This window comes from Flavobacteriales bacterium, from assembly GCA_029248105.1.
GTDB lineage: Bacteria > Bacteroidota > Bacteroidia > Flavobacteriales > UBA7312 > UBA8444.
The window spans coordinates 47,671-70,751 of record JAQWJZ010000027.1 but is presented as its reverse complement, the minus strand read 5'-3'; the positions used below and the strand labels follow the sequence as shown (position 1 = coordinate 70,751).

Genomic DNA, 23,081 nt, shown 5'->3' with positions numbered 1-23,081 from the left:
AGAATAACAGCCAAATGTTAACCCATTTTGCAGTGGATAAAGTCATAGTTAAATCATATTTTTAAGAGCTACTAATATAAGAATTTTTTAATCATAATTTTACGCTTAATATGAAAGCCAATTTTTTTCAAAATGTCTATGCTGTCGTTATTCAAATTCCCGAGGGGCGAGTAACGAGCTATGGGGCTATTGCTAAATATTTGGGCAGCCCTCGTTCGGCTCGAATGGTCGGCTGGGCATTAAATAAGGTCAATACCTATGAAGTTCCTGCTCATAGAGTAGTTAATAAACAAGGGCTATTAACAGGCAAGTATCATTTTGATGATACAACCCTAATGCAACAGCTATTGGAAAATGAAGGAATTCGGCTAGTAGATAATCAAATTCAAGACTTTGAAAAGGTTTTTTGGAACCCTTGTAAAGAATTGCTTTGAATCATTCTAAATAGAGCGATATTACTTATCTTTGTACCCGATGAAAATTACAAAAGAACAAGTATTAAAAGCGCTTTCTACATTTACTCTTCCCGGAGGTGGTAAGGACTTAGTTTCGACCAATGCTATTCGCAATATTCAAATCTTTGGTACAGAAGTTTTACTGGATATCGAGATTGACAACCCTACACTTCAATACAAGAAAAAAGTTGAGGTAGATTGCATCAAAGCAATACACGATTATGTCTTTGAAAAAGCGGATGTAAAAGTCAATCTACTTATTAATGCGCCAGAGAAAAAGCCCAATATCATTCGAGGCAACGAGATACCTGGTGTTAAAAATATCATTGCTATTGCCTCGGGAAAAGGCGGTGTAGGAAAATCTACCGTTACGGCCAACTTGGCTGTTGCACTTGCCGACAAAGGCTACAAAGTAGGATTGGTAGATGCCGATATATACGGCCCTTCAATGCCCATTATGTTTGACGTTGTAAAAGCTAAACCTAACGGCAGAGAAGTGAATGGTAAACGTAAAATATTACCTGTTGAAAGCTATGGCGTTAAGTTATTGTCTATCGGATTTTTTGCCAATACCGATCAGGCTGTTGTATGGCGAGGTGCTATGGCGTCAAAAGCTTTAAATCAAATGTTATGGGATGCCGAATGGGGCGAATTAGACTATATGCTTATTGATTTACCACCTGGCACTGGTGATATTCACTTGTCTTTGGTACAATCTATTCCTGTTGGTGCGGCAGTGGTGGTGAGTACACCTCAAAATATTGCTTTGGCAGACGCTCGAAAAGGAGTCGCTATGTTCCAAATGGACTCTATCAATGTCCCTGTTCTGGGAATAGTAGAAAACATGTCGTATTTCACTCCAAAAGAATTACCGAACAATAAATATTATATATTTGGACAAGAAGGAGCTAGAGTACTAGCTGAAAAACTAGAACTGCCTCTATTGGCTGAAATACCACTAGTGCAAAGTGTAAGAGAAGCTGCCGATGCTGGTCGCCCTGCCGTATTGCAAGGCTCAACACCTGCGGCTGTAGCCTTTTTAGATTTTGCTGACAAGGTAGTTGAAGAAATGAATAAAAGAAACCAATTAGAAGCAACAAAGCGTGTAGAAATAACAAACACTGATGGTTGCTCAACAAATTAGAAATGGGAATTATAACAGATTCAACAGTAATTAATAAAATAGAAGAAGCCTTAGCTCAAGTACGTCCTTTTTTAGAATCTGACGGCGGCGATATTCGACTTATTGAGGTTACCGACGATTATATAGTAAAAGTAAAATTACTTGGCGCATGTAGTGATTGTCATGTTAGTATGATGACACTCAAAGCAGGTGTTGAACAGGCTATTAAAAAGGTTTTGCCTGAAGTTCAAAAAGTAGTTGATATTGATAAATTAGAAGATTAATGACTCAAGAAACAGTAGAAAAAGTAGTTATTTTCTTCGCTGGTGATTCGGGAGATGGTATTCAATTAACAGGCTCACAGTTTACGAATACAGCAGCCTTATATGGTAACGACCTCAGTACATTTCCTGATTTTCCTGCCGAAATACGTGCGCCACAAGGTACACTAGCTGGTGTTTCAGGTTTTCAAATTTCATTTGGTAGCACCGAGATATTTACGCCTGGTGACGAATGCGATGTGTTGGTAGTCATGAACGTAGCTGCTCTAAAAGCCAATCTTAAGCGATTGAAAAAGGGTGGAGCAATTATTCTAAACACAGACGGTTTTGATAAACGTAATTTAAGACTTGCTGGTTTTGCTGATGATGAAAACCCATTAACAGATAATTCACTTGTTGATTATAGAGTGAGTGAAATGAACGTGACCAAATTGACACGTGAATGTTTGGTTGACGTTACATTAGGTGTTAAAGAAAAAGACCGTTGCAAAAATATGTTCGTTCTCGGCTTTGTCTATTGGATGTATAACCGTTCGCTAGATCATACCATAGATTTTCTAAAGCAGAAATTTAAAAGTAAGCCTGAGGTTTCAGAGGCTAATACTAAAGTGTTAAAAGCGGGGTATAACTTTGCTAATACTTGTGAGATTTCAAGTAGTCGATTTGAGGTTAAACCGGCCAAGATGCCTTCAGGCACTTATCGTAATATAATGGGAAATCAGGCCACAGCTATGGGACTCATTGCGGCTTCTCAACAGTCAGGATTAAATCTATTTTATGGTTCTTATCCTATAACACCCGCATCGGATATTTTACACGAGTTAGCCAAGCACAAAAATTTTGGTGTGCGTTCTTTTCAAGCAGAAGATGAAATTGCAGCTGTCAGTGCAAGTATAGGAGCTTCTTTTGGTGGCGCATTGGGTGTTACTGCAACTTCAGGACCTGGTGTAGCTTTAAAAGGTGAAGCCATAGGATTAGCATTTATGTTAGAGCTACCACTTGTTATTGTCAATGTTCAAAGGGGTGGACCATCAACAGGATTGCCCACAAAAACAGAACAAGCCGATTTGCTTCAGGCTATGTATGGTAGAAATGGCGAAGCCCCTGTGCCAATTGTGTCAGCAAGTACGCCATCTGATTGCTTTGAGGCAACACTTGAAGCCTGTCGTATTGCTATTGAACACATGACACCTGTTTTCTTCTTATCTGACGGATATATTGCCAATGGCGCAGAGCCCTGGTTGTTCCCTCAGTCTAAAGATTTAAAACCGATTAGCGTACCCATTACCAAAAAAGAAAGTGCCGACTATTTCCCTTACAAAAGAGACCATAAATTAGTTAGAGAATGGGCAATTCCTGGCATGTCAGGATTAGAACATAGAGTTGGTGGCTTGGAGAAAGAAGCTGAAACAGGAAATGTTTCTTACGACTCCAATAACCATGAGTTTATGGTCAAAACTAGAGCTCAAAAAGTAGAACGCATAGCTGACTTCATTCCAAATCAAGAATTAGATGCTGGAAAAGAGAATGCCAAAGTATTAGTTTTAGCATGGGGTTCAACCTATGGTGCTATAAAGACAGCTGTTAAAGAATTGTTGTCCGAAGGCTATTCGGTAGCACATGCTCACTTACGCTATATCAATCCATTTCCTAAAAACCTAGAAACTCTAATCCAATCCTACGATAAGGTATTGATGCCAGAAATAAATGATGGTCAATTGATAAAACTGATTCGTGATAAATACCTTATTGATGCTATCCCTATGAATAAGATTCAAGGAATACCATTTGAAGCTAGAGAAATTAAGAACCGAATTATTGAATTGCACGATGGAGAATAAGGTATATACAGCTAAAGATTTTTCTTCTGACCAAGAGGTACGTTGGTGTCCTGGTTGTGGTGATTATTCTATACTTAAACAAGTACAGTCGGTAATGCCAGAAATCAATGTGCCTAAAGAAGATATCGTTTTTATTTCAGGAATTGGATGCTCTTCTCGTTTCCCTTATTATATGGAAACTTATGGTATGCACTCTATTCATGGTAGAGCAACAGCTATAGCTAGTGGGCTCAAAGCAGCACGACCAGATTTAAGTGTCTGGATAATCACAGGCGATGGCGATTCATTATCTATTGGAGGTAATCATTTGATTCATCTTTTGAGAAGGAATTTCGATACTAACGTTCTGTTATTTAATAATCAGATTTATGGATTGACTAAAGGTCAGTATTCGCCCACCTCAGAACAGGGTAAAAAGACTAAATCTACTCCAATGGGTTCTATTGACCATCCTTTTAATCCATTAGCGTTGTGTATGGGAGCCGATGCTACTTTCATAGCTCGAACTATGGATAGAGACCCTAAGCATATGCGAGAAATGCTCAAACGTTCCAACGACCATAAGGGAACATCTTTGCTAGAAATATATCAAAATTGTAATGTTTTCAATGATGGGGCCTTTTTTGGAATGACTGATAAAGCCACCAAAATGAATCAAACTTTATTCTTGGAACATGGACAGCCTTTATTATTCGGAGAAAATAAAGAAAAAGGAATTCGTCTAGACGGTTTTAAGCCTGTTATTGTTTCATTAGCTGATTGTTCAGTTGAAGACCTTTGGGTTCACGATGAAAAAGATAGAGTTAAAGCAGGCTTGCTCACCCGTTTTTTTGATGCAGAGTTCCCTCGTCCTTTTGGTGTTTTTTACTCTGAAGATAGACACACCTACGAAGATGCTTTAGTACAACAAATTGATACTGCTACCGAACAAAAAGGCAAAGGTAATTTAGACGACTTGCTTAAAGGGTCAAATACTTGGACCATCGATTAAAAATCGAATTTAGCACTGAAGCGTAACCCCAAACCCCTTTGTCCAAAAAGAGAAGCTACCTCGTATTTTTCATCGAGATAATTTAGTCTTTTAACTAAATCGACACGTAAGAATTTAAGAATATTAGTTACCCCTACACTCGCTTCAATATAAGGTGTTTCATTAAGTATATGTGTAGTGGGATTGCCATCCAAATCAGTGGGTAGCTTAAGGAGATATTTATCAATTTCTGGATTGTTGACGTCTGTTAGTCTTCCCATTATGGCCTTAATGCCAACGACTTCCCTAACCTTTAAATTTTTGAGTAAAGGCAATTTGTTGAAAATGGCTCCTTTGAAAAAATGAGTCCACTTAACACTCAGATATTCATCGTTGACAAACTCCATAAAGTTCATGGTGTTGAAGGCTTCCTTCTGATAGCCTAGAGATTGATTGGCAATAGGTATTTGTAGCAAAGGGAAAGGAGCCTTGCCCCAAAATTTGCCAAACTCTACGTTCATGTCGGAATGCCCCATAAGAGGAACATATACTCTTTTGATAATTTCAAAAGTAGATTTTGAAAAATCGTGTTCCCCATTAAAAAACCCCTCCAAGCCAATCGTATGCTTAAGAACAAAGACAGGGTGTTTATTTGTTATCCTTTGCCTACCATTTTTCGTTTGATAAAACTTTTCGTTTGGAGCGTACCTTAGTTTTACGGAAAATTCATCAGTATTGATATGGTAATCTTTATGCCCAAAACCATTTTCAAAAGATAAATTTCCTAAGGGCTTCAACCGCTTGTTTTCGTATTTCAAATCAAACGAAAATCCACTTGAAAACTCGTTTAAATATCCCAATTTAAATTTATGAATAAGTAACATCTTATCAGAAATACCAGGGTTAAAGGAAAGTAAGAAATTGTCGTGGTCTAATTTTTCTAAAAATTGACCAGGGAACAAAGTCCTCCTTGATAACGAGGCGTAAAATTGGTGTTGTGGATTTTTTAGATAATTGTCATTTAACGAATAATTTATGCCGCTTAGGTACTTAATTCTTAAATCGCCCAAGCCTATTGCAATATGACCTTTTAGCTGAAATTTCTCGTTGAATTTAGTGGTTGTTCTACCACCTATTCTTAGTTTTAATCCTTCTATTTCATTCCAGCTCACGAAAGTTGCCACGGTTCCTAGTTCATACCAATTGCAATCAATCCAGCCTGAAGTGAGAATCGAAGCAGCTTCAGAAATAATTTTAAATGTTCTTATGTTTTGAATGCTATCTATCATAGTGTAGATGCCTTCTTCATTCTCGTTGAGTTTTTCGTGCCTGTTTTGCTCCCAATAAGCGTTAGTTGCTAGTTTATCGTTTAGCCTAATTACATGTCCCTTTGCTGAATAGATAGAGTCATGTCTAGCTTTATCAATAATATAGTTTTGACAAGAAACGGTCTTTTTGCCCAATATGCCCGTTTGTTTTTCTGAAAAGCTATAATCTATAAATATGTTATCTCTCTTTAGTAGCCACTTCTTTTTATCCACTTTTGTATAGTCCTGTTGAATACGGAGGTCATTTACAAAGTTTAGATTTATGTTTTTATTAATGCCCATTTCTACTTTACGAATAGCAAAAGTGCCATCGTTTAAAATGAATAAATTGCCCGTAAAGGCAAAATCAGATTTTGAACGAGGAGAAAACCCTAAATTAATGCAGTCTATACCATCGACAGCCAATGTGTCAATAATGAAGAATTTATAGATGTTGGGGGCTATTGAATTTATAGGGCTAGGAAAATGATTGCCAAAAAGTATAATCTGATTGTCGTAAATATTAATGTCTGAATACAGTTTTTTCATGAAATGACCAATGCCATCACTATCCAATCGGTTTAGGTGACCTCTCATTTTTGTACCTAGTATATACTCTTTTTGACTATCTGGGTTTTTTCTGTAATACACTTTTGAAATATTTTCTCTTATGAAAAACGGGATAAATGGTTTGCCGTTTATTTCTGACGTATCCACATAACTTTCAAATACAAATTGAAAGTTTTTGGTTAGTTTATTGTCAACGATTTTTTCAGAAAAATTGTTCAAATCAAATTCTACCTTTTCGTATTTGTCGTATTCGTAATAACTCAAGGTCTGTTCGTGGTTGTTGTCTTTGTGTTCTATGATCTTTCTAATCAATGACACCGCAGGGCTGCTTTCGTTTTTATACTTTGCTTTTTTCTTTTCTAATATATTGACCGTATTAATTTTAACAGAAGAAGTTTTTAATTTGAAATGGATAGTCTGACTTTTATTCTTAGTGATTTTTCGGACGTCTTTTTGGTAACCTAAAAAAGAGGCTGACAAACTATCTGTCGCCTATTTTGTTTCTAAGGAATATACACCATCGAAGTCGGTTGTTGTACCTATGTTAGAGTTGATAAAATTGATGTTCACGAATGGCATAGGGGCATTTGACTCATCTGTCACTTTGCCTTTTACTTTGGTTGTTTGTGCTTTAAGCTGAAAAATGCTAATTCCAAAAAATAGAAGTACAATTATAGAGGATTTGATTTGGTGTTTTTTCATTTGAAGGAGGCTTTTAAGGAATCTATTTCATCATTTCAAATGATTAGGGATTTTACAAATAGGAATCGGTATCATCTTATGTTTATTGGCTTTATTTAGGGACTTATAAATATCTAAGACCTCTTGTTGTCGTTTATTCAGATTGTGGTCATTTCCATCGTAGCTCATCGCCCATTCTAATTCAGGATAGCTCGCGCCAATCTGATCCTCGTCTGTTCTGTCGTCTCCCCATAAGCCATCAGTAGGTGCAGCTGTAAGAATAGAGTTTGTTACGCCAAGTTCTTTGCCGATTTCAAAGACTTCAGATTTTAGTAAATCCGCAATAGGACTTAAATCTACTCCTCCATCACCGTATTTAGTATAAAAACCAATGCCAAAATCTTCTACTTTGTTGCCTGTGCCAACAACTAAGTAATTGTTAAGTTGAGCATAATAATAAAGAGTTGTCATTCGAAGTCTAGCTCTTGAATTTACTAAAGCCATTTCATGATTGTTGCTATTAGTTTCATTGCTGATAGTTTGCACAAATCTATTATAGGTATGATCTAGGTTTACACAAATAGAGTCAACATTTTTGAAATTATTTTTGAGCCACTGTATATGTTCTTTCGCTCTATTAACTTGATTGCTTTCTTGATGAATGGGCATCTCTAAGCACAGTACTTTTTGACCTGTTTTAGCAGCTAAAGTAGAGGTTACTGCTGAGTCAATGCCTCCCGAAATACCAACCACAAAGCCTTTTGTTTTTGAATTGTTAAGGTAGTCAGACAACCATTGGCAAATATGTTCAACGCATTCTTTTGTTTGCATAGCAGTACAAAGGTAATAAATCGTAATTTTACAGCATGAAAAAGACGGCCTATTATTTCCTCTTTATTTTAATTTTTCAATTGTTTGCCTGTATAGGCGATGAGTCATCTAATTTTGAGGTTGAAGTAAAACGTTTGGATAGTATTTATAGTGTTGATCCGCAAACAGCAATTTATTCTGATTATGCGGATGAATACGGCTATTTCTGGGAAATTTATACCCAAAACATTATACCTCTTTCAGAAGAGGCTTTTTCAGATTCACTACAAGCATTTCAAGAAGAAAAAGATTTTGCTAAACCTTTCAAAGAGGTCGTTCAAGTTTATGCCGATTTTAAGCCATATGAAAAAGAATTGTCTAGAGCTTACTATCATTACCACAACGCTTTCCCTAACAAAGTAGTTCCTGTAATTGTAACCTTTTTTGGTGGTTTCAATTATGTCGCTATTGCAACAGATAGCACCTTAGCTATTGGCTTAGAAATGTTCTTAGGCAATGACGCTCATTATTCTAATATCATACATAAGTTCCCAAAGTATATGCACCAGCAATTTCAGTCTGATTACCTTGCTAGTGTAGCTGTAAATGGTTGGTTAAAAGCAGAGTTCCCAGTTCAATTTGATAACTTTTTATCTCAAATGATTCATTATGGGAAAATAAAATATGCCTTGAACGAATTTTTAGTCGATGCCCCACCTCATATAATAATGGGTTTTACAGAGCAACAAATGGAATGGAGTGAGGGTAGTGAATTTTCCATTTGGAAATTCCTAATTGAAGAGGGTTTGTTATATTCTAACGATCAGTCAATCATAGCTAAATATATGAATCCTGCTCCATATTCTAAAGGCATGCCCTTAGAGTCTCCGGGCCAGGTGTCTTTATGGATTGGGTGGAACATCGTTGATGAGTTTATGCAAAACAATCCTAAAGTTACTATTGAACAGTTGTTTCAAATTCAAGATGCTCAATACATCTTAAATAATTCTAAATACAAACCATAATGAGTGCAAAAGAATCTCAAATAAGAATCAATGTAGAGTTAGATGACAATAATATTCCCGAAAAATTATTTTGGGAAGCATCTGACGGTGGACAAGAATTAAGCGAGTGTAAAGCCGCTTTTTTATCTTTCTGGGACAACAAATCTAAAGACACATTACGTATAGATTTGTGGACTAAAGAAATGCGTACCGACGAAATGAAACATTTTTTTCATCAAACTTTAGTTTCTATGGCTGATACTTTGGAAAGAGCAACAAATGAAGACAAAATGGCTGCTGATATGCGTGATTTTTGTCATCACTTTGCCGAAAAATTACTTCGCTAAACGTATAATTTGTTGGTTTCGCCAATAAAGTTTAGAATTTCTTCTTGACCACTTTTTTTGGTTGCAGAGCTTAAAAATATCTGAGGTAATTCTTCCCAGTTTTTTAATAATTCTTTTTTATAATGGTTCAGATTTTCGGCACTTTCTTTTTTAGAAAGCTTGTCTTGCTTAGTGAAGCAAATAACAAAAGGTATGCCATTTTCACCTAGCCATTGCATAAACTCCAAATCGATGGCTTGGGGCTTGAGCCTAGAGTCTAATAGTACAAACAAGCACATCAGGCTTTCCCTTTTCAATAAGTATTCTTTAATAAATTGAGAGAACTCATGGCGTTGCGTCTTTGATACACTTGCATAGCCATATCCTGGCAAATCTACTAAGTACCAAAGCTTATTTATCAGAAAGTGATTAATAAGTTGTGTTTTTCCTGGTTTGCCCGAAACTTTAGCTAAGCTTTTTCTTTCAGTAAGCATGTTGATTAATGAAGACTTGCCCACATTTGAACGTCCAATAAAGGCATACTCTGGCATATCTGCTTTAGGGCATTTTTTAATGTCCGTGTTACTGATTACAAACTCAGCTTGTTTGATGCGCATGTGAAATTTTATTTGATATTGGTCTTTAGCCAATTGCAAAGAATTTTAGAAAATTCTTCGGGATGTTCCCACATTGGAGAGTGTCCGCACTTGTCTATCCAATAAAGGTCTGAGCGTTGGAAAAGACTATGAAACTCTTCAGCTACATGAGGTGGTGTAACGTTGTCTTGCTTACCCCATATTAGGCAAACCGGAAAGTCTAAGTGCGGAATGTCTTTACTCATATTGTGACGAATGGCTGACTTCGCCATAGTCAATAAACGAATGACAGAATTTCTATTGTTTGCGATTTCAAAGACCGTATCGACCAAGCTTTTGGTCGCCATTTTTGGATCATAGAAGACTTCCTCAGTTTTAGTTCGGATATAGTCATAGTCACCTCTTCTAGGAAAAGTATCGCCCATAGAGTTTTCGTAAAGACCAGAAGATCCTGTAAGTACTAAGCCGTTGACTATCTCAGGATGATCTTTTGCAAACACCAAAGAAATATGACCGCCTAAAGAGTTTCCAAACAAAGAAACATTGTCAATTTGTTTATGCTTTAAAAACGTATAAACGTAGTCCGAAAAATGCTTGATACTTGTTTTAAGAATAGGCTTTTCAAATAGAGGCAATACCGGTCCAATAACCTTGTATCCGCTATCAACGAGTTTAGGAATGACACTCTCAAAATTGTCCAAGCCTCCCATTAAACCATGAAGTAAAACAATTACAGGGCCTTCACCAACTTCCACATATTCATAGCCACCTTCTTTAATCGTTTCTAAAATCATCCAGATTAAATTTTGCACAAAAATACGCAAAAAATAATACCCTCAACCAAATAGATTGCAATCAGATGAAAACAGGTTTTTTAGATAAAAGTGTGAAGAGTTATCAACAATGTGGTAAAATGTGGTAAAATGTGGAGCAAAATTCCATATATTTACAGCTTACATACGATTTAGATGATTAACCTAATTGGAACATACGAATGCAAGATTGATGCTAAAGGGAGATTGATGCTTCCTGCGGTATTGAAGAAGCAGCTATCGCCGATAATAGGCGAAGGCTTTGTGCTCAAGCGCTCTGTGTTTAGCAATTGTCTAGAGATTCACCCCATGAGTGAGTGGAATGTTCTGATGGCCGAGGTCAATAAGTTAAATCGATTTGTAAAGAAAAATAATGACTTCATTCGCTTGTTTACTGCTGGTGTTAAGATGTTGGAAACAGATTCAAATGCTCGACTACAAATTCCAAAAGACCTTATAGCATTTGCCAATATTTCTAAAAATGTAGTCATTTCTTGTTCGGTAAATATGATAGAAGTATGGGATAAAGACCGCTACGAGCAAGTCCTCAAAGATGCAACATCTGACTTTGCAGATTTAGCAGAAGAAGTAATGGGCAACATTCAAAACGAAGACTAATGGCATATCACAAGGCAGTTTTATTAGACGAATCAATAGCTGGCCTTTCCATTGACCCCAACGGCACTTATGTAGATGTCACCTTCGGCGGTGGCGGACATTCAAAATCAATCTTAGACCAATTAGAAAATGGTAAGCTATTTGCTTTCGATCAAGATAGCGATGCGCAGCAAAATCGTATTGAGGATAATCGATTAGTCTTGATTGCTCAGAATTTTAGATTTATTAAAAAATGGTTACGACTAGAGGGCATTAACGAAGTTGATGGCATTCTTGCGGATTTGGGAGTGTCTTCTCATCAGTTCGATACTGCTGAACGTGGATTTTCTATACGTGAAGAAGGAGAGCTGGATATGCGAATGAATAGGCAGCAAAACACTTCTGCCAAGACCATAGTCAATGAATATGATGTTAATGATTTAAGTAGAATTTTCAGACAATTTGGAGAGTTGAATAATGCCTATTCTCTAGCAAAATCTATTGTAAGTTTTCGAGAAGAAAAAGAAATTGAAACCACGGAAGATTTAAAAGAAGCGGTTAAAAATCATGTTCCACCTCACAAGAAAAATAAAATTTTAGCTCAACTGTTTCAAGCAATTCGCATAGAAGTAAACGACGAAATAAATGCGCTGAAAGAGATGTTAATTCAATCTGTTGATTTGCTTAAAAAAGGGGGGAGACTGTCTGTTATATCTTACCACTCGCTAGAAGATAGGTTAGTCAAAAACCTCATTAAATCAGGAAATTTTGAAGGAGAAATAGAAAAGGATTTATACGGTGTTCCGAACTTGACTCTTAAGTCCATAAACAGAAAGCCCATTACCGCATCTCAAGAAGAAATTGACGGAAACCCTCGCTCAAGAAGCGCGAAATTAAGAGTAGGAGAAAAAATAGCATGAAAGATTTGAAACATACATATCAGGCTAAGAAAGGGTTTCAAAATAGTCTTTCCGATTTACTTAGTGGCAAGGTTCTCGAAAAAGGGTTGTTTGAATTGCTTCCTTTCTCTCTGTATATCTGCTTCCTTTTAGTGTTATATATCAACAATTCATATAATGCCGAAGGATATGTTAGAACAGTTTCATCATTAGAAAGAGAGCTTAAAGACTTGCGTTCAGAATATATTACTACCAAGTCTTTATTGATGTTTCAAAGTAAGCAAACGGAAGTACAAGCATTAGTAGCTAGTCAAGGATTAGAGCAAAGCCAATCCCAACCATTTATAATCCGTGCCAACTAATGAAACATTCTAAAAACATAAAAAGACGAGCTGTTGCTATATACCTTTTTATGATTTTGTTGGCACTTGTTATTATCATTCAACCTCTTTACACACAGTTTTTTGAATCCCATTTATGGAATACCGATAAGTACAATGTAACCCGTACAGTAAGTGTTCCAGCATCTCGAGGAAATATTTATGCTGACGATTTGTCTCTCTTAGCAACTTCTATACCAGAGTACGAAATACGTTGGGACGCCAAGCAAGTGGATAAAGAATTATTTCTCTCTGAAGTCGAAGAATTATCTGTGCTATTGTCAGAGCTTTTTGAGGATAAGGCAGCTTTTGAATATTCTATGTATCTAAGAAAAATATGGAAAAAGCAAAGTAGATATGCTCTTATCAAAAGAAAGGTAAATTTCAATGACCTTAAAGCCTTAAAGCGTTTTCCTATTTTTAGAGAAGGAAGGTATAGAGGCGGTTTTCAGTATAAGCAATTGAATATCCGTCAAAAGCCATTTCAGTTATTGGCAGGAAGAACAATAGGATACCATAAAAAGCAATCTAAATCTGTAGGCATCGAGGGGGCTTTTAATTATGATTTAAAAGGGAAAGATGGGGAAAGACTAGAACAAAGGTTGGCAGGAAACGAATGGATGCCAATAAGAGAAAGAGAGTCTTCGCCTGGCAAAGATGTTATAACAACTATTGATATTCGTTTTCAAGACATTGCCCATAAGGCTCTCTTTGATAGATTGTCTTTTCACAACGCTGATTTCGGTACAACTATTCTTATGGAAGTTGCGACAGGCGAGATTAAGTCTATTGTCAATTTGAAAAAAGTTGAAGATGATAAGTATAGTGAATTTTACAATTTTGCTATTGGTAGAAGTGTAGAGCCGGGGTCAACTTTTAAATTAGCCTCTGTCATTGCTGGTTTAGAAGATGGTTATCTTCAATTAGATGATTCTGTTAATACTACAGGCGGAGAATATAGCTTTTACGATAGAGTGATGCGTGACTCTAAAAAGGGAGGATACGGGGTGATTTCTCTGGAAACATCTTTTACAAAATCTTCTAATGTTGGTATTTCCAAGTTGATAAACAAGCATTACAAGAGTAAGCCCTCACAATTCGTTGATAGACTCTATAGTATGGGGCTTAATGAGCCTTTAAATATTGCATTATCAGGAGAGGTAAAGCCTGATATAAGACATCCAAAACAATCTTCAAATTGGTCAGGTATTACTCTACCTTGGATGTCTATTGGCTACGGAATTAAGATGACACCTTTGCAAATTCTCAGTTTTTATGCGGCTATTGCCAATGACGGCCAACGCATGAAACCCCTATTTGTCAAGTCTATTATATCAAATGGAATTGTAGAAAAAAACTTTAGCCCTGAAGTTCTGAACCCATCCATTTGTTCAATGACGACTATTCATAAGGTGAAAAAAATACTGGAGGGTGTGGTAGAAGATGGTACCGCAAGAAGCATTAAGTCTAAGCAATACAAGATTGCAGGAAAGACAGGGACTGCTCAGCTCATTGTTGATGGTAGCTACAACAACCAAAGACACTTAGCGTCATTCGTTGGTTATTTTCCTGCTGACAACCCAAAGTATGCGTGTATTGTAATGATTAATGATCCTCAAGAAAATGGTAGCTATGGTGGTGATGTTGCGGCTCCAGTGTTCAGAAAAATATCGGATTATGTAATGAATACCGACTTAAGTGTATATGAAGAAGACACTTTGAAAAAACATCAAATACCTGTTTCAAAAGATGGTTATAAAAAACATTTAACAACTGTATTTAACGTTTTAGATGTTCCCATTTCTAGCGATGATAATATGGCCCAGTGGGTACTTACTAAATCTAAAAAGGAAGAAGTACAACTACAAACTAGAAATATTACACGGGATTTAGAAAAAAATAAAATGCCCAATATCAAAGGAATGGGATTAAACGATGTGCTATTTCTTTTAGAGAATTATGGATTAAAGGTCAATTACTCTGGTCGAGGGAGTGTAAAAGAACAATCAATCACTAAAGGTGCACAGATAAGAAGAGGTCAAAACTTAACAATTGTACTGTCATGAAGTTATTACAAGACATATTGTTTAAAGTAGAAATACTTGAAGTTGCTGGTTCGACTCATAAAGCAATACCCAATGTTTGTTTCGATTCAAGAAAGGTATCGAAAGACGCTTTATTTATAGCAATTAAAGGTACTCTTAGTGATGGTCATGAATATATAAGTCAGGCCATTGAGAAAGGAGCTGTGGCTATTCTAGCAGAAGAGCTACCCCTTACGAAGCCCGATGGCATTACATATATAAGAGTTAAGGATAGTTCGAAAGCCTTAGGTTTAATTGCTTCAAACTTTTACGATAATCCTTCAGATAAATTAAAGCTTGTTGCTGTGACAGGGACTAACGGAAAAACCTCCATAGTTAGTTTGTTGCATCAGTTTTATCAATCGCTAGGGGTAAAGTCAGGTGTTTTATCAACCATAGTCAATAAGATTGGGTTTAACGAAATTCCATCTACACATACTACACCAGATGCTTTAAGCATCAACAAGCTATTATCAGAAATGGTTAATGAGGATTGTAAGTTTTGTTTTATGGAAGCGAGTTCTCATGCTATACACCAAAATAGAATATCTGGATTGCATTTTACAGGAGCCGTTTTTACAAATATTTCACATGATCATCTAGATTATCATAAGACTTTTGATGATTACATATTAGCAAAAAAAGCACTATTCGATAGCCTTCCGACCAATGCATTTGCTTTGGTAAATAAAGACGATAGACATGGCTTAAATATGTTACACCATTGTGACGCTAAAACATACAGTTACGCTCTAAAGTCCTCAGCTGATTTCAAAGCCAAAATCATTGAGCATCAATTTGATGGAATGCTTTTAAATGTGGAAGGTAAGGAAGTATGGACTAAGCTTATCGGTGAGTTTAATGCTTACAACCTATTAGCCATTTATGCTACGGCTACCCTTTTGGGAGAAGATAATTTACAAGCGCTCACTAGTCTTAGTGTTTTGAATAGCGCAGAAGGTAGATTCGAGGTTTTTAGATCTAGCGAAGGCTGTGTAGGTATAGTAGATTATGCTCACACTCCAGATGCTTTGCTCAATGTTATCCGTACTATTAACGAGATTAAAAATGAGCAGCAATTAATTACTGTATTTGGCTGTGGAGGCGATAGAGATAAAACTAAACGTCCGAAAATGGGGCAGATTGCCTCAGAACTTAGCGATAGGATAATTATAACAAGTGATAATCCTCGTACTGAAAAACCAGAGGCTATATTGAAAGATATCGCTCAAGGTGTAGATTCCAAAAATCAAAAGAAAGTATTAACCATTTCTGATAGAAAAGAGGCCATCAAGACGGCTTGTTCTTTAGCCAATGATGGAGATATCATTCTTATAGCGGGAAAAGGACATGAAAAATATCAAGAAGTCGATGGCGAGAAGTTTCCTTTCGATGACAAAGAAGAATTAAAAAACACATTTAACCTACTTAGAAAATAATGATTTATTACTTATTTGAATATTTAGAATCCGTTTATCAATTACCTGGGGCAGGTGTGTTTCAATACATTTCTTTTAGAGCAGCATTAGCCGTGATTACCTCATTATTAGTGTCTATGGTTTTTGGAGGAAAGATTATCAACCTTATTAGAAACAAACAAATTGGCGAAGAAGTTAGAACGCTTGGCTTAGAGGGTGAAGCACAGAAGAAAGGAACGCCAACGATGGGAGGTTTGATTATCCTCGCGGCAATATTATTACCCACACTTTTATTTGCTAAGCTTTCTAATATTTATGTAATCATAATGATAATCTCAACGGTGTGGCTAGGCCTTATAGGCTTCATAGATGATTACATTAAAGTCTTTAAAAAAGATAAAGAAGGATTAGCAGGAAGATTCAAAATTATAGGACAAGTAGGCTTGGGACTAATCATTGCCCTAACGATGTACTTCCACGATGGGATAACCATTAAAGAAGAAGTAAGACATGCCAATTCCAATACTGAAATTGTTTTTGGAGAGGAAACAAAATCTTTAAAAACAACCATTCCTTTTGTGAAAAACAATGAATTTGACTATACGACTTTACTCAGCTGGTTAGGCGATGGTGCTGTAAAATATTCATGGATAATCTTTGTGCTGATGGTCATTTTTGTAGTTACTGCTGTTAGTAATGGTGCAAACATGACAGATGGTTTAGATGGTTTAGCAACCGGAACCTCAGCAATAATAGGTGCCACCTTAGGCATATTAGCCTATGTGTCTGGTAATGTATTTTTTGCCGATTATCTCAACATCATGTATTTACCTAACTCGGGAGAGCTAGTAATTTATATGGCAGCCTTTGTTGGTGCTTGTGTAGGTTTCCTATGGTATAACTCTTACCCTGCACAAGTATTTATGGGTGATACAGGTAGTCTAGCACTAGGAGGAATAATTGCGGTTTTTGCAATTGCTATCAGAAAAGAATTATTAATACCTGTCTTGTGTGGCGTATTCTTAGTAGAGAATTTGTCAGTAATGCTGCAAGTCGGTTATTTCAAATACACCAAAAAGAAATTTGGCGAAGGTCGTCGAATTTTCAAGATGGCACCATTACATCATCATTTTCAAAAGTTAGGAATGCACGAAAGTAAAATCGTGACTCGCTTTTGGATTGTTGGAGTCATGTTAGCCGTTCTAACCATTGTCACTTTAAAACTGCGATAATGGAAAAAATAGTTGTGCTAGGAGGTGGAGAAAGTGGCTGTGGAGCAGCAATCTTAGCGCAACAAAAAGGATTTGACGTATTTCTTTCTGACATAGGAAAGATTAAAGAGAAATACAAAAATGTTCTTACACATAATGCGATTGAATGGGAGGAAGAAACACATTCCGAGGAGCGTTTTTTCAAAGCAGATTTAATTGTCAAAAGCCCTGGTATACCAGATACTATTCCTTTGATATTAGATTTAAAAAATGCCTCAATACCAATCATTTCAGAAATTGAATTTGCTGCACGATATACCAACGCTATTATTATTGGGATTACAGGTAGTAATGGCAAAACAACCACCACCTTGTTAGTGGGTCATATGCTCAAAAAAGCAGGGTTAAATGTTGGGGTCGCCGGAAATGTTGGTGAAAGCTTTGCACTGCAAGTTGCTAAGGAGTCACATGACATTTATGTTTTGGAGTTAAGTAGTTTTCAGCTTGATGGAATACAAAGTTTCAAGCCTAACATCGCCATTTTATTAAATATCACGCCAGACCATTTGGATCGGTATGCCAATAAAATGGAAAACTACATTCAGTCGAAAATGAGAATAACAATGAATCAAAGTTCAGAGGATTATTTAATCTACTGTTCAGACGATTTAAATTTAACAACGCATTTAAACACTCAAGCTCAAAGGTTGCCTTTTTCCATTAAAGAAAACCAGATTAAAGGAGCTTGTTTAAGTAAAGATGAGTTAGAAATAAATATTAACCAAGAATCATTTAGTATGAATATTCAACAATTAGCCTTACAAGGCAAACACAACATCTACAATTCTATGGCTGCAGCTATTTCAGCACGAATTTTAGATTTAAACAAAGATTTAATAAGAGAAAGTCTTATTGATTTTAAGAACGTAGAACATCGTCTTGAAAGAGTCATTAAGGTACATGGTATTGAGTTCATTAACGACTCAAAGGCTACCAATGTAAATTCGACTTGGTATGCTTTAGAGAGTATGACCAAAAACACCATCTGGATCGTTGGTGGAGTTGACAAAGGCAATGATTATACATCTCTTATCCCTTTAATTAAAGAAAAGGTAAAAGCAATTGTTTGCTTAGGAGAAAATATAGAGTCTATAAAATCGGCATTTGAAAACTTAAGTATTGAGATGACTTTCGCTTCATCAATGGATGAGGCCGTTAATCAATCCTATTCTCATGCTAAAAAAGGAGATGCTGTTTTACTTTCACCAGCCTGTGCTAGTTTTGATTTGTTTGAAAATTATGAGCACAGAGGCTATGAATTCAAATCATCTGTAAGAAGTTTATAAATGAATAAGCTAAAAGAATACATAAACTTAGAGGGCGATACTCGCATTTGGGCAGTTGTATTTTTTCTGTTTATTGTATCTATTGTAGTAGTATATAGTGCAACAGGTGGTTTAGCATATACTTCGTATGGAGGTAATACATGGCATTTGTTTTTCAAACATTTCAAGTTTTTAATTGTTGGACTTGTATTGATGTATTTTGTTCACAAGGTGCCCCATAAATATTTCTCTCGCTTAGGGCAGTTAGGTTTTATCATTGCCATTCCTATACTTTTATATACAGTAGCTTTTGGAACATCTCTAAACGATGCCAACCGTTGGATAACTATTGCAGATATGCCTATCAACACATTTGAAATAGGAAAAATTGCAATTACAGTATTTCTAGCTCGTCAGTTGGTAAGAAGCCAGAAAGATCTTAATGATTTAAAGAAAGTTTCATTGAAATTATTTGCGCCTTTAATCTTGGTTTGTGCAATTATCTTTCCTGCCAACCTTTCTACTGCCGCAATGATATTTTTGGCTGGTATTATGTTGTTATACTTGGGGGGTGTTCCCTTTAAATATTTAGCACTTCTTCTAGCAAGTATTCTCACATTAGGCGTTCTTGTAATCAGTTTATCCTTAACAGTTCCTGCCTTGAAAAAAACATTCCCTAGAGCTCAAACGTGGGTCAATAGGGTGAAGAATTTTTCTGAAGATAAGTCCGTAAATAGCGATGAATTTTATCAAGTAGCTCATGCTAAAATAGCCATAGTGAATGGCGGTATTAAAGGCAGAGGTCCTGGAAAAAGTACTCAACGTAATGTTTTACCATTACCCAATTCGGATTATGTTTATGCTATACTCATTGAAGAATGGGGGGTCTTAGGCGGATTTACAGTAGTCTTTGCTTATGTAGTGCTATTGCTTCGTGGTAAACGGATTTTTAATCTAGCTAATGATCCATTAGCAGCTTATTTAGGAGTAGGACTAAGCATATCTTTAGTTCTACAAGCTTTTATAAATATGGCTGTGGCAGTTGATTTTTTTCCTGTTACAGGTCAAACCTTACCCCTTATTAGTATGGGTGGTGTTTCGGTCATATTCACATGTGTTTCCTTAGGAATTATCCTAAGTACTAGTCGAAGTGTTAACGTTTCTAAAATAAGTGCCAATGTCAATTAGAGTAATCATAAGTGGTGGCGGTACTGGAGGGCATATCTTCCCAGCGATTTCTATTGCCAATGAACTGAAACAAAGAGTTAAGGACATAGATATACTATTTGTTGGTGCAAAAGGGCGTATGGAAATGGAGAAGGTTCCTAAAGCAGGGTATTCAATCCAGGGTTTAAATATAAGTGGACTCCAAAGAAATTGGAAAGACACAAGAAACTTATTGTTCCCATTCAAATTAATATCAAGTCTTTGGAAGTCCTATTGGATAGTAAAAAAATACAAACCCTCCGTGGTTGTTGGTACTGGAGGCTATGCAAGTGGACCACTCTTATTTGCGGCATCGAAACTTTCAATACCAGCACTTATACAAGAGCAAAATTCATATCCAGGTATAACCAATAGGCTATTGTCAAAATCTGTTCAGAAGATATGTGTAGCATACGACAATATGCAACGCTTTTTTCCAAAAGATAAGCTAATGCTATTAGGCAATCCTGTTCGTCAAGATTTACTTGCATCAGCTTCTAAAAAGCACCAAGCTATTCAGCAATTTAATCTGAACGATAAGCGACCTACGGTATTAGTTGTTGGAGGTAGTTTAGGAGCAAGGACAATCAATCAATCGATAGCATCTCTTGCCCAAGAGTTTGAGAAAAACAATATTCAAGTTATATGGCAAACAGGCTTGTCCTATGAAAAGAAAGCTAAGGAAATATGCCATAGTTTATCCAATGTTCAGGCCCATGCTTTCATTTACGATATGGACTTAGCATATAGTGTTGCTGATATAATTATATCGAGAGCTGGAGCAAGTACAATTTCAGAGCTATGTTTGATAGGGAAACCTGCAATATTAGTCCCTTCGCCCAATGTGGCTGAAGACCATCAAACAAAAAATGCCATGGCCTTGATAAATAAAAATGCCGCTCTGATGGTGAAAGATATTGAAGCCAAAGAAAAATTAGGTGCCGCTATTTTCGGATTGTTAAGTGACAATGGTGGTCAAAAAAGTTTAGGAGAAAATATTAAAAAGTTAGCTATGCCTAACTCATCGGCTCTCATTGTAGATGAGGTTTTAAAATTAGTGCAAGAAAAATGAATATTAAGTTAGTTGAACATATTTATTTCGTTGGAATAGGCGGTATCGGAATGTCTGCCTTGGCACGTTACTTTAATGCAAAGGGTAAGAAAGTAAGTGGTTATGATAAAACCCCCTCCACAATTACTCAAGCACTAACTGACGAGGGTATTAACTTACATTTTGATGAGAATTATATACCACAAGAAATCCTTGACTCCGACTTTCAGTCAGTACTTATTGTATATACTCCGGCCGTAAGTTTAAGTAGTCCGCAATTAACACCATTTTCTTCTCATAAGTGGATCGTTTTGAAACGAGCAGAGTTGTTAGGTCTTATTACAGAAGATGCCTACACTATTGCTGTTGCAGGAACACATGGTAAAACAACTACCTCATGTATTTTGGCACATATATTAAAGTATTCAGATATATACTGCACCGCCTTTTTAGGAGGAATTAGTAGTAATTATAATTCTAATCTATTGTTATCAGAATCTGGTAATATTGTCGTTGTTGAAGCTGATGAATACGATAGATCTTTTTTAAAGCTTTCTCCAGATATTACAATAATTACCTCTGTTGATCCTGACCATTTAGACATTTATGAAAATGCAGAGGATATGCAGAATACATTTAAAATGTTTGCTAAGAATACTAAGCCTAATGGTCTTCTTTTAGTAAACAAATCCATAAATATAGATTTTGATTGCCCTGAGGATATTAGTCTGATGACCTATTCCGCATCTTTAAGAGCAGACAACTTTGCTATTAATTTATGTATAGAGAATGGAGCTCAGCAATTTGATGCTAATATCAAAGATTTAATGCCTGGTCAAGTATATGAATATGAGTTAAAAGATGTTCAGCTCCAATTGCCTGGAAAACATAATGTGGAAAATGCCTTGGCGGCAATTGTTGTAGCATCTTCATTAGGGGCGAATCCGCAAAATATAAAATCTGCAATAGCCGATTTTAAAGGCGTAAAAAGAAGATATGATCTACATGCTAAAGGTAAATATGTATATATCGACGACTACGCTCATCACCCAGAAGAAATTAAAGCAACGCTAATAGCTACCAAAGAGTTATTTCCAAATAAAAAGATAACGGTAGTATTTCAGCCTCATTTATATTCCAGAACACGAGATTTTGCTTCCGAATTTGGCGATGCGTTATCATTAGCAGACGAGGTGTTGTTGTTAGATATTTACCCAGCTAGAGAATTACCTATTGAAGGGGTAGATTCAAAAATGCTTCTAGATAAAATCTCAGAGTGTGAAAAATCTCTCGTTAGTAAAGTCGATTTAGTTGAAGAATTAATCAACCCGAAAAGAGAACTGTTACTAACGCTTGGGGCAGGAGATATAGACCAATTCGTTGAACCAATTAAAAAATGTTACGTCAATGAAATGGGTTAAGATAATATCACAAATATTATTTGTTGTAGGCTTAATTTTTCTATTAGGCTTTACGAATCAACGCCATAGTGAAAAACGATGTGTAGACTATCGAATTGAGTTAGCTGATGAAAACATATCGCTAATAACTCGAGGAGAAATAATTCTACTTATGGAATCCATTCAAGATACTATCGTGGGCAAGTTGGTCAATGCAATCCCAATCTTTGATATTGAACGTAAAATTGAAGGATTAAAAAATGTCAAAAATGCTGAGGTCTTTATAGACATGGAAGGGATGCTTCATGTAGAAGTAAATCAGAAAAAAGCTGTTGTAAGGGTAAGCCCAGAAGGAAGTGAAGATTTTTATATGGACGCCAATGGTTCTATGTTTAGTTTGTCAACAAATTACACCGAGCATCTGCTTATTGCTAATGGGAATATAGAAGATAGTGTAGATTTTTCTAATGCGCTTATACTAGCAAATTATATCTCATCAGACTCATTATGGCAATCTCAAATTGTTCAAATTTACTTTAAAGAGAATAAGGAAATAGAGCTTATACCTAGAGTTGGAAATCACACCATTTTACTTGGTGATGTCGAAAATTATAAAGACAAATTCAGAAAACTGTATTTGTTTTATGAGCAAGGAGTTAATCAAGTGGGTTGGAATAATTATAAAGAAATCAACTTAAAGTTTAGGAATCAAATTGTTTGTGTAAAAAGATAAT

The 23,081-nt window shown here is 36.1% G+C and carries 23 protein-coding genes; 18 read left to right on the top strand and 5 right to left on the bottom strand.

Features of this window, described 5'->3' with window-relative positions; all coding sequences use genetic code 11:
- The first annotated feature begins 110 nt into the window (after window positions 1–110).
- From P8I29_04985 to P8I29_04965, 5 genes are read left to right on the top strand one after another with little or no spacing between them, the layout of a single operon-like run.
- A complete protein-coding gene (locus P8I29_04985) occupies window positions 111–434 on the top strand; it encodes an MGMT family protein (GenBank protein MDG1917157.1) in 324 nt (107 codons plus the stop codon).
- 40 nt (window positions 435–474) lie between these two features.
- Window positions 475–1,599, top strand: coding sequence for an Mrp/NBP35 family ATP-binding protein (locus P8I29_04980; GenBank protein MDG1917156.1), 1,125 nt, complete (start codon window positions 475–477; stop codon window positions 1,597–1,599).
- 2 nt (window positions 1,600–1,601) lie between these two features.
- Window positions 1,602–1,862 (top strand): NifU family protein, encoded by a 261-nt coding sequence (locus P8I29_04975; protein ID MDG1917155.1) that lies wholly within the window; start codon window positions 1,602–1,604, stop codon window positions 1,860–1,862.
- Complete coding sequence (locus tag P8I29_04970; GenBank protein ID MDG1917154.1) at window positions 1,862–3,700, top strand: 2-oxoacid:acceptor oxidoreductase subunit alpha; 1,839 nt, start codon at window positions 1,862–1,864, stop codon at window positions 3,698–3,700. Before P8I29_04975 ends, P8I29_04970 begins: the two co-directional genes overlap by 1 nt.
- Window positions 3,690–4,691: a 2-oxoacid:ferredoxin oxidoreductase subunit beta gene (locus tag P8I29_04965; protein MDG1917153.1), complete on the top strand. Its 1,002-nt coding sequence runs from the start codon at window positions 3,690–3,692 to the stop codon at window positions 4,689–4,691. The genes P8I29_04970 and P8I29_04965 overlap by 11 nt, the downstream gene beginning before the upstream one ends.
- On the opposite strand, the gene P8I29_04960 is transcribed toward P8I29_04965, so the two are convergent.
- From P8I29_04960 to nadE, 3 genes are read right to left on the bottom strand one after another with little or no spacing between them, the layout of a single operon-like run.
- Window positions 4,688–7,027, bottom strand: a complete 2,340-nt coding sequence (locus P8I29_04960; protein MDG1917152.1) for a DUF5686 family protein — start codon at window positions 7,025–7,027, stop codon at window positions 4,688–4,690. The genes P8I29_04965 and P8I29_04960 overlap by 4 nt on opposite strands.
- Window positions 7,028–7,039: 12 nt before the next feature.
- Window positions 7,040–7,249 carry a carboxypeptidase-like regulatory domain-containing protein gene (locus P8I29_04955; GenBank protein ID MDG1917151.1) on the bottom strand — a complete coding sequence of 70 codons (210 nt, stop codon included), beginning with the start codon at window positions 7,247–7,249 and terminating at the stop codon, window positions 7,040–7,042.
- Window positions 7,250–7,279: 30 nt separating this feature from the next.
- Window positions 7,280–8,059, bottom strand: coding sequence for an NAD(+) synthase (gene nadE, locus P8I29_04950; GenBank protein ID MDG1917150.1), 780 nt, complete (start codon window positions 8,057–8,059; stop codon window positions 7,280–7,282).
- Between the two features lie 35 nt (window positions 8,060–8,094).
- Between nadE and P8I29_04945 the strand changes: the two genes are divergently transcribed.
- Both P8I29_04945 and gldC read left to right on the top strand, forming a co-directional pair.
- Window positions 8,095–9,063 carry a hypothetical protein gene (locus P8I29_04945; GenBank protein MDG1917149.1) on the top strand — a complete coding sequence of 323 codons (969 nt, stop codon included), beginning with the start codon at window positions 8,095–8,097 and terminating at the stop codon, window positions 9,061–9,063.
- Window positions 9,063–9,389 (top strand): gliding motility protein GldC, encoded by a 327-nt coding sequence (gene gldC, locus P8I29_04940; protein ID MDG1917148.1) that lies wholly within the window; start codon window positions 9,063–9,065, stop codon window positions 9,387–9,389. Before P8I29_04945 ends, gldC begins: the two co-directional genes overlap by 1 nt.
- On the opposite strand, the gene yihA is transcribed toward gldC, so the two are convergent.
- The gene (gene yihA, locus P8I29_04935; GenBank protein ID MDG1917147.1) at window positions 9,386–9,985 is read right to left on the bottom strand and encodes a ribosome biogenesis GTP-binding protein YihA/YsxC; all 600 of its coding nucleotides are present in this window, start codon (window positions 9,983–9,985) and stop codon (window positions 9,386–9,388) included. The two genes, gldC and yihA, sit on opposite strands and share 4 nt — an antisense overlap.
- A gap of 8 nt (window positions 9,986–9,993) precedes the next feature.
- Complete coding sequence (locus P8I29_04930; protein MDG1917146.1) at window positions 9,994–10,758, bottom strand: alpha/beta hydrolase; 765 nt, start codon at window positions 10,756–10,758, stop codon at window positions 9,994–9,996.
- Between the two features lie 174 nt (window positions 10,759–10,932).
- Here P8I29_04930 and mraZ point away from each other — a divergent pair, with 174 nt between their 5' ends.
- From mraZ to P8I29_04875, 11 genes are read left to right on the top strand one after another with little or no spacing between them, the layout of a single operon-like run.
- Window positions 10,933–11,394: a division/cell wall cluster transcriptional repressor MraZ gene (mraZ, locus tag P8I29_04925; GenBank protein MDG1917145.1), complete on the top strand. Its 462-nt coding sequence runs from the start codon at window positions 10,933–10,935 to the stop codon at window positions 11,392–11,394.
- On the top strand, window positions 11,394–12,293 hold the full coding sequence (gene rsmH, locus P8I29_04920; GenBank protein ID MDG1917144.1) for a 16S rRNA (cytosine(1402)-N(4))-methyltransferase RsmH: 900 nt from the start codon (window positions 11,394–11,396) through the stop codon (window positions 12,291–12,293). Before mraZ ends, rsmH begins: the two co-directional genes overlap by 1 nt.
- On the top strand, window positions 12,290–12,634 hold the full coding sequence (locus tag P8I29_04915; GenBank protein ID MDG1917143.1) for an FtsL-like putative cell division protein: 345 nt from the start codon (window positions 12,290–12,292) through the stop codon (window positions 12,632–12,634). Before rsmH ends, P8I29_04915 begins: the two co-directional genes overlap by 4 nt.
- Entirely contained in the window at window positions 12,634–14,718 is a 2,085-nt protein-coding gene (locus tag P8I29_04910; GenBank protein ID MDG1917142.1) for a penicillin-binding protein, read from the top strand. Before P8I29_04915 ends, P8I29_04910 begins: the two co-directional genes overlap by 1 nt.
- Window positions 14,715–16,175, top strand: coding sequence for a UDP-N-acetylmuramoyl-L-alanyl-D-glutamate--2,6-diaminopimelate ligase (locus P8I29_04905; GenBank protein MDG1917141.1), 1,461 nt, complete (start codon window positions 14,715–14,717; stop codon window positions 16,173–16,175). The genes P8I29_04910 and P8I29_04905 overlap by 4 nt, the downstream gene beginning before the upstream one ends.
- On the top strand, window positions 16,175–17,386 hold the full coding sequence (mraY, locus tag P8I29_04900; protein MDG1917140.1) for a phospho-N-acetylmuramoyl-pentapeptide-transferase: 1,212 nt from the start codon (window positions 16,175–16,177) through the stop codon (window positions 17,384–17,386). The genes P8I29_04905 and mraY overlap by 1 nt, the downstream gene beginning before the upstream one ends.
- Complete coding sequence (gene murD, locus P8I29_04895; protein MDG1917139.1) at window positions 17,386–18,711, top strand: UDP-N-acetylmuramoyl-L-alanine--D-glutamate ligase; 1,326 nt, start codon at window positions 17,386–17,388, stop codon at window positions 18,709–18,711. Before mraY ends, murD begins: the two co-directional genes overlap by 1 nt.
- Window positions 18,712–19,878 (top strand): FtsW/RodA/SpoVE family cell cycle protein, encoded by a 1,167-nt coding sequence (locus P8I29_04890; protein ID MDG1917138.1) that lies wholly within the window; start codon window positions 18,712–18,714, stop codon window positions 19,876–19,878.
- Window positions 19,868–20,968, top strand: coding sequence for an undecaprenyldiphospho-muramoylpentapeptide beta-N-acetylglucosaminyltransferase (gene murG / locus P8I29_04885; protein ID MDG1917137.1), 1,101 nt, complete (start codon window positions 19,868–19,870; stop codon window positions 20,966–20,968). Before P8I29_04890 ends, murG begins: the two co-directional genes overlap by 11 nt.
- Entirely contained in the window at window positions 20,965–22,368 is a 1,404-nt protein-coding gene (gene murC / locus P8I29_04880; protein MDG1917136.1) for a UDP-N-acetylmuramate--L-alanine ligase, read from the top strand. Before murG ends, murC begins: the two co-directional genes overlap by 4 nt.
- Entirely contained in the window at window positions 22,355–23,080 is a 726-nt protein-coding gene (locus P8I29_04875; protein MDG1917135.1) for a hypothetical protein, read from the top strand. Before murC ends, P8I29_04875 begins: the two co-directional genes overlap by 14 nt.
- Window position 23,081: the final 1 nt, after the last annotated feature.

Excerpts from the sequence above, each read along its gene's own strand:
- P8I29_04985 (MDG1917157.1), top strand. The coding sequence starts at position 111 with ATGAAAGCCAATTTTTTTCAAAATGTCTATGCTGTCGTTATTCAAATT.
- P8I29_04980 (MDG1917156.1), top strand. The coding sequence starts at position 475 with ATGAAAATTACAAAAGAACAAGTATTAAAAGCGCTTTCTACATTTACT.
- P8I29_04975 (MDG1917155.1), top strand. The coding sequence starts at position 1,602 with ATGGGAATTATAACAGATTCAACAGTAATTAATAAAATAGAAGAAGCC.
- P8I29_04970 (MDG1917154.1), top strand. The coding sequence starts at position 1,862 with ATGACTCAAGAAACAGTAGAAAAAGTAGTTATTTTCTTCGCTGGTGAT.
- P8I29_04965 (MDG1917153.1), top strand. The coding sequence starts at position 3,690 with ATGGAGAATAAGGTATATACAGCTAAAGATTTTTCTTCTGACCAAGAG.
- P8I29_04955 (MDG1917151.1), bottom strand. The coding sequence starts at position 7,249 with ATGAAAAAACACCAAATCAAATCCTCTATAATTGTACTTCTATTTTTT.
- nadE (MDG1917150.1), bottom strand. The coding sequence starts at position 8,059 with ATGCAAACAAAAGAATGCGTTGAACATATTTGCCAATGGTTGTCTGAC.
- P8I29_04945 (MDG1917149.1), top strand. The coding sequence starts at position 8,095 with ATGAAAAAGACGGCCTATTATTTCCTCTTTATTTTAATTTTTCAATTG.
- gldC (MDG1917148.1), top strand. The coding sequence starts at position 9,063 with ATGAGTGCAAAAGAATCTCAAATAAGAATCAATGTAGAGTTAGATGAC.
- yihA (MDG1917147.1), bottom strand. The coding sequence starts at position 9,985 with ATGCGCATCAAACAAGCTGAGTTTGTAATCAGTAACACGGACATTAAA.
- P8I29_04930 (MDG1917146.1), bottom strand. The coding sequence starts at position 10,758 with ATGATTTTAGAAACGATTAAAGAAGGTGGCTATGAATATGTGGAAGTT.
- mraZ (MDG1917145.1), top strand. The coding sequence starts at position 10,933 with ATGATTAACCTAATTGGAACATACGAATGCAAGATTGATGCTAAAGGG.
- rsmH (MDG1917144.1), top strand. The coding sequence starts at position 11,394 with ATGGCATATCACAAGGCAGTTTTATTAGACGAATCAATAGCTGGCCTT.
- P8I29_04915 (MDG1917143.1), top strand. The coding sequence starts at position 12,290 with ATGAAAGATTTGAAACATACATATCAGGCTAAGAAAGGGTTTCAAAAT.
- P8I29_04910 (MDG1917142.1), top strand. The coding sequence starts at position 12,634 with ATGAAACATTCTAAAAACATAAAAAGACGAGCTGTTGCTATATACCTT.
- P8I29_04905 (MDG1917141.1), top strand. The coding sequence starts at position 14,715 with ATGAAGTTATTACAAGACATATTGTTTAAAGTAGAAATACTTGAAGTT.
- mraY (MDG1917140.1), top strand. The coding sequence starts at position 16,175 with ATGATTTATTACTTATTTGAATATTTAGAATCCGTTTATCAATTACCT.
- murD (MDG1917139.1), top strand. The coding sequence starts at position 17,386 with ATGGAAAAAATAGTTGTGCTAGGAGGTGGAGAAAGTGGCTGTGGAGCA.
- P8I29_04890 (MDG1917138.1), top strand. The coding sequence starts at position 18,712 with ATGAATAAGCTAAAAGAATACATAAACTTAGAGGGCGATACTCGCATT.
- murG (MDG1917137.1), top strand. The coding sequence starts at position 19,868 with ATGTCAATTAGAGTAATCATAAGTGGTGGCGGTACTGGAGGGCATATC.
- murC (MDG1917136.1), top strand. The coding sequence starts at position 20,965 with ATGAATATTAAGTTAGTTGAACATATTTATTTCGTTGGAATAGGCGGT.
- P8I29_04875 (MDG1917135.1), top strand. The coding sequence starts at position 22,355 with ATGAAATGGGTTAAGATAATATCACAAATATTATTTGTTGTAGGCTTA.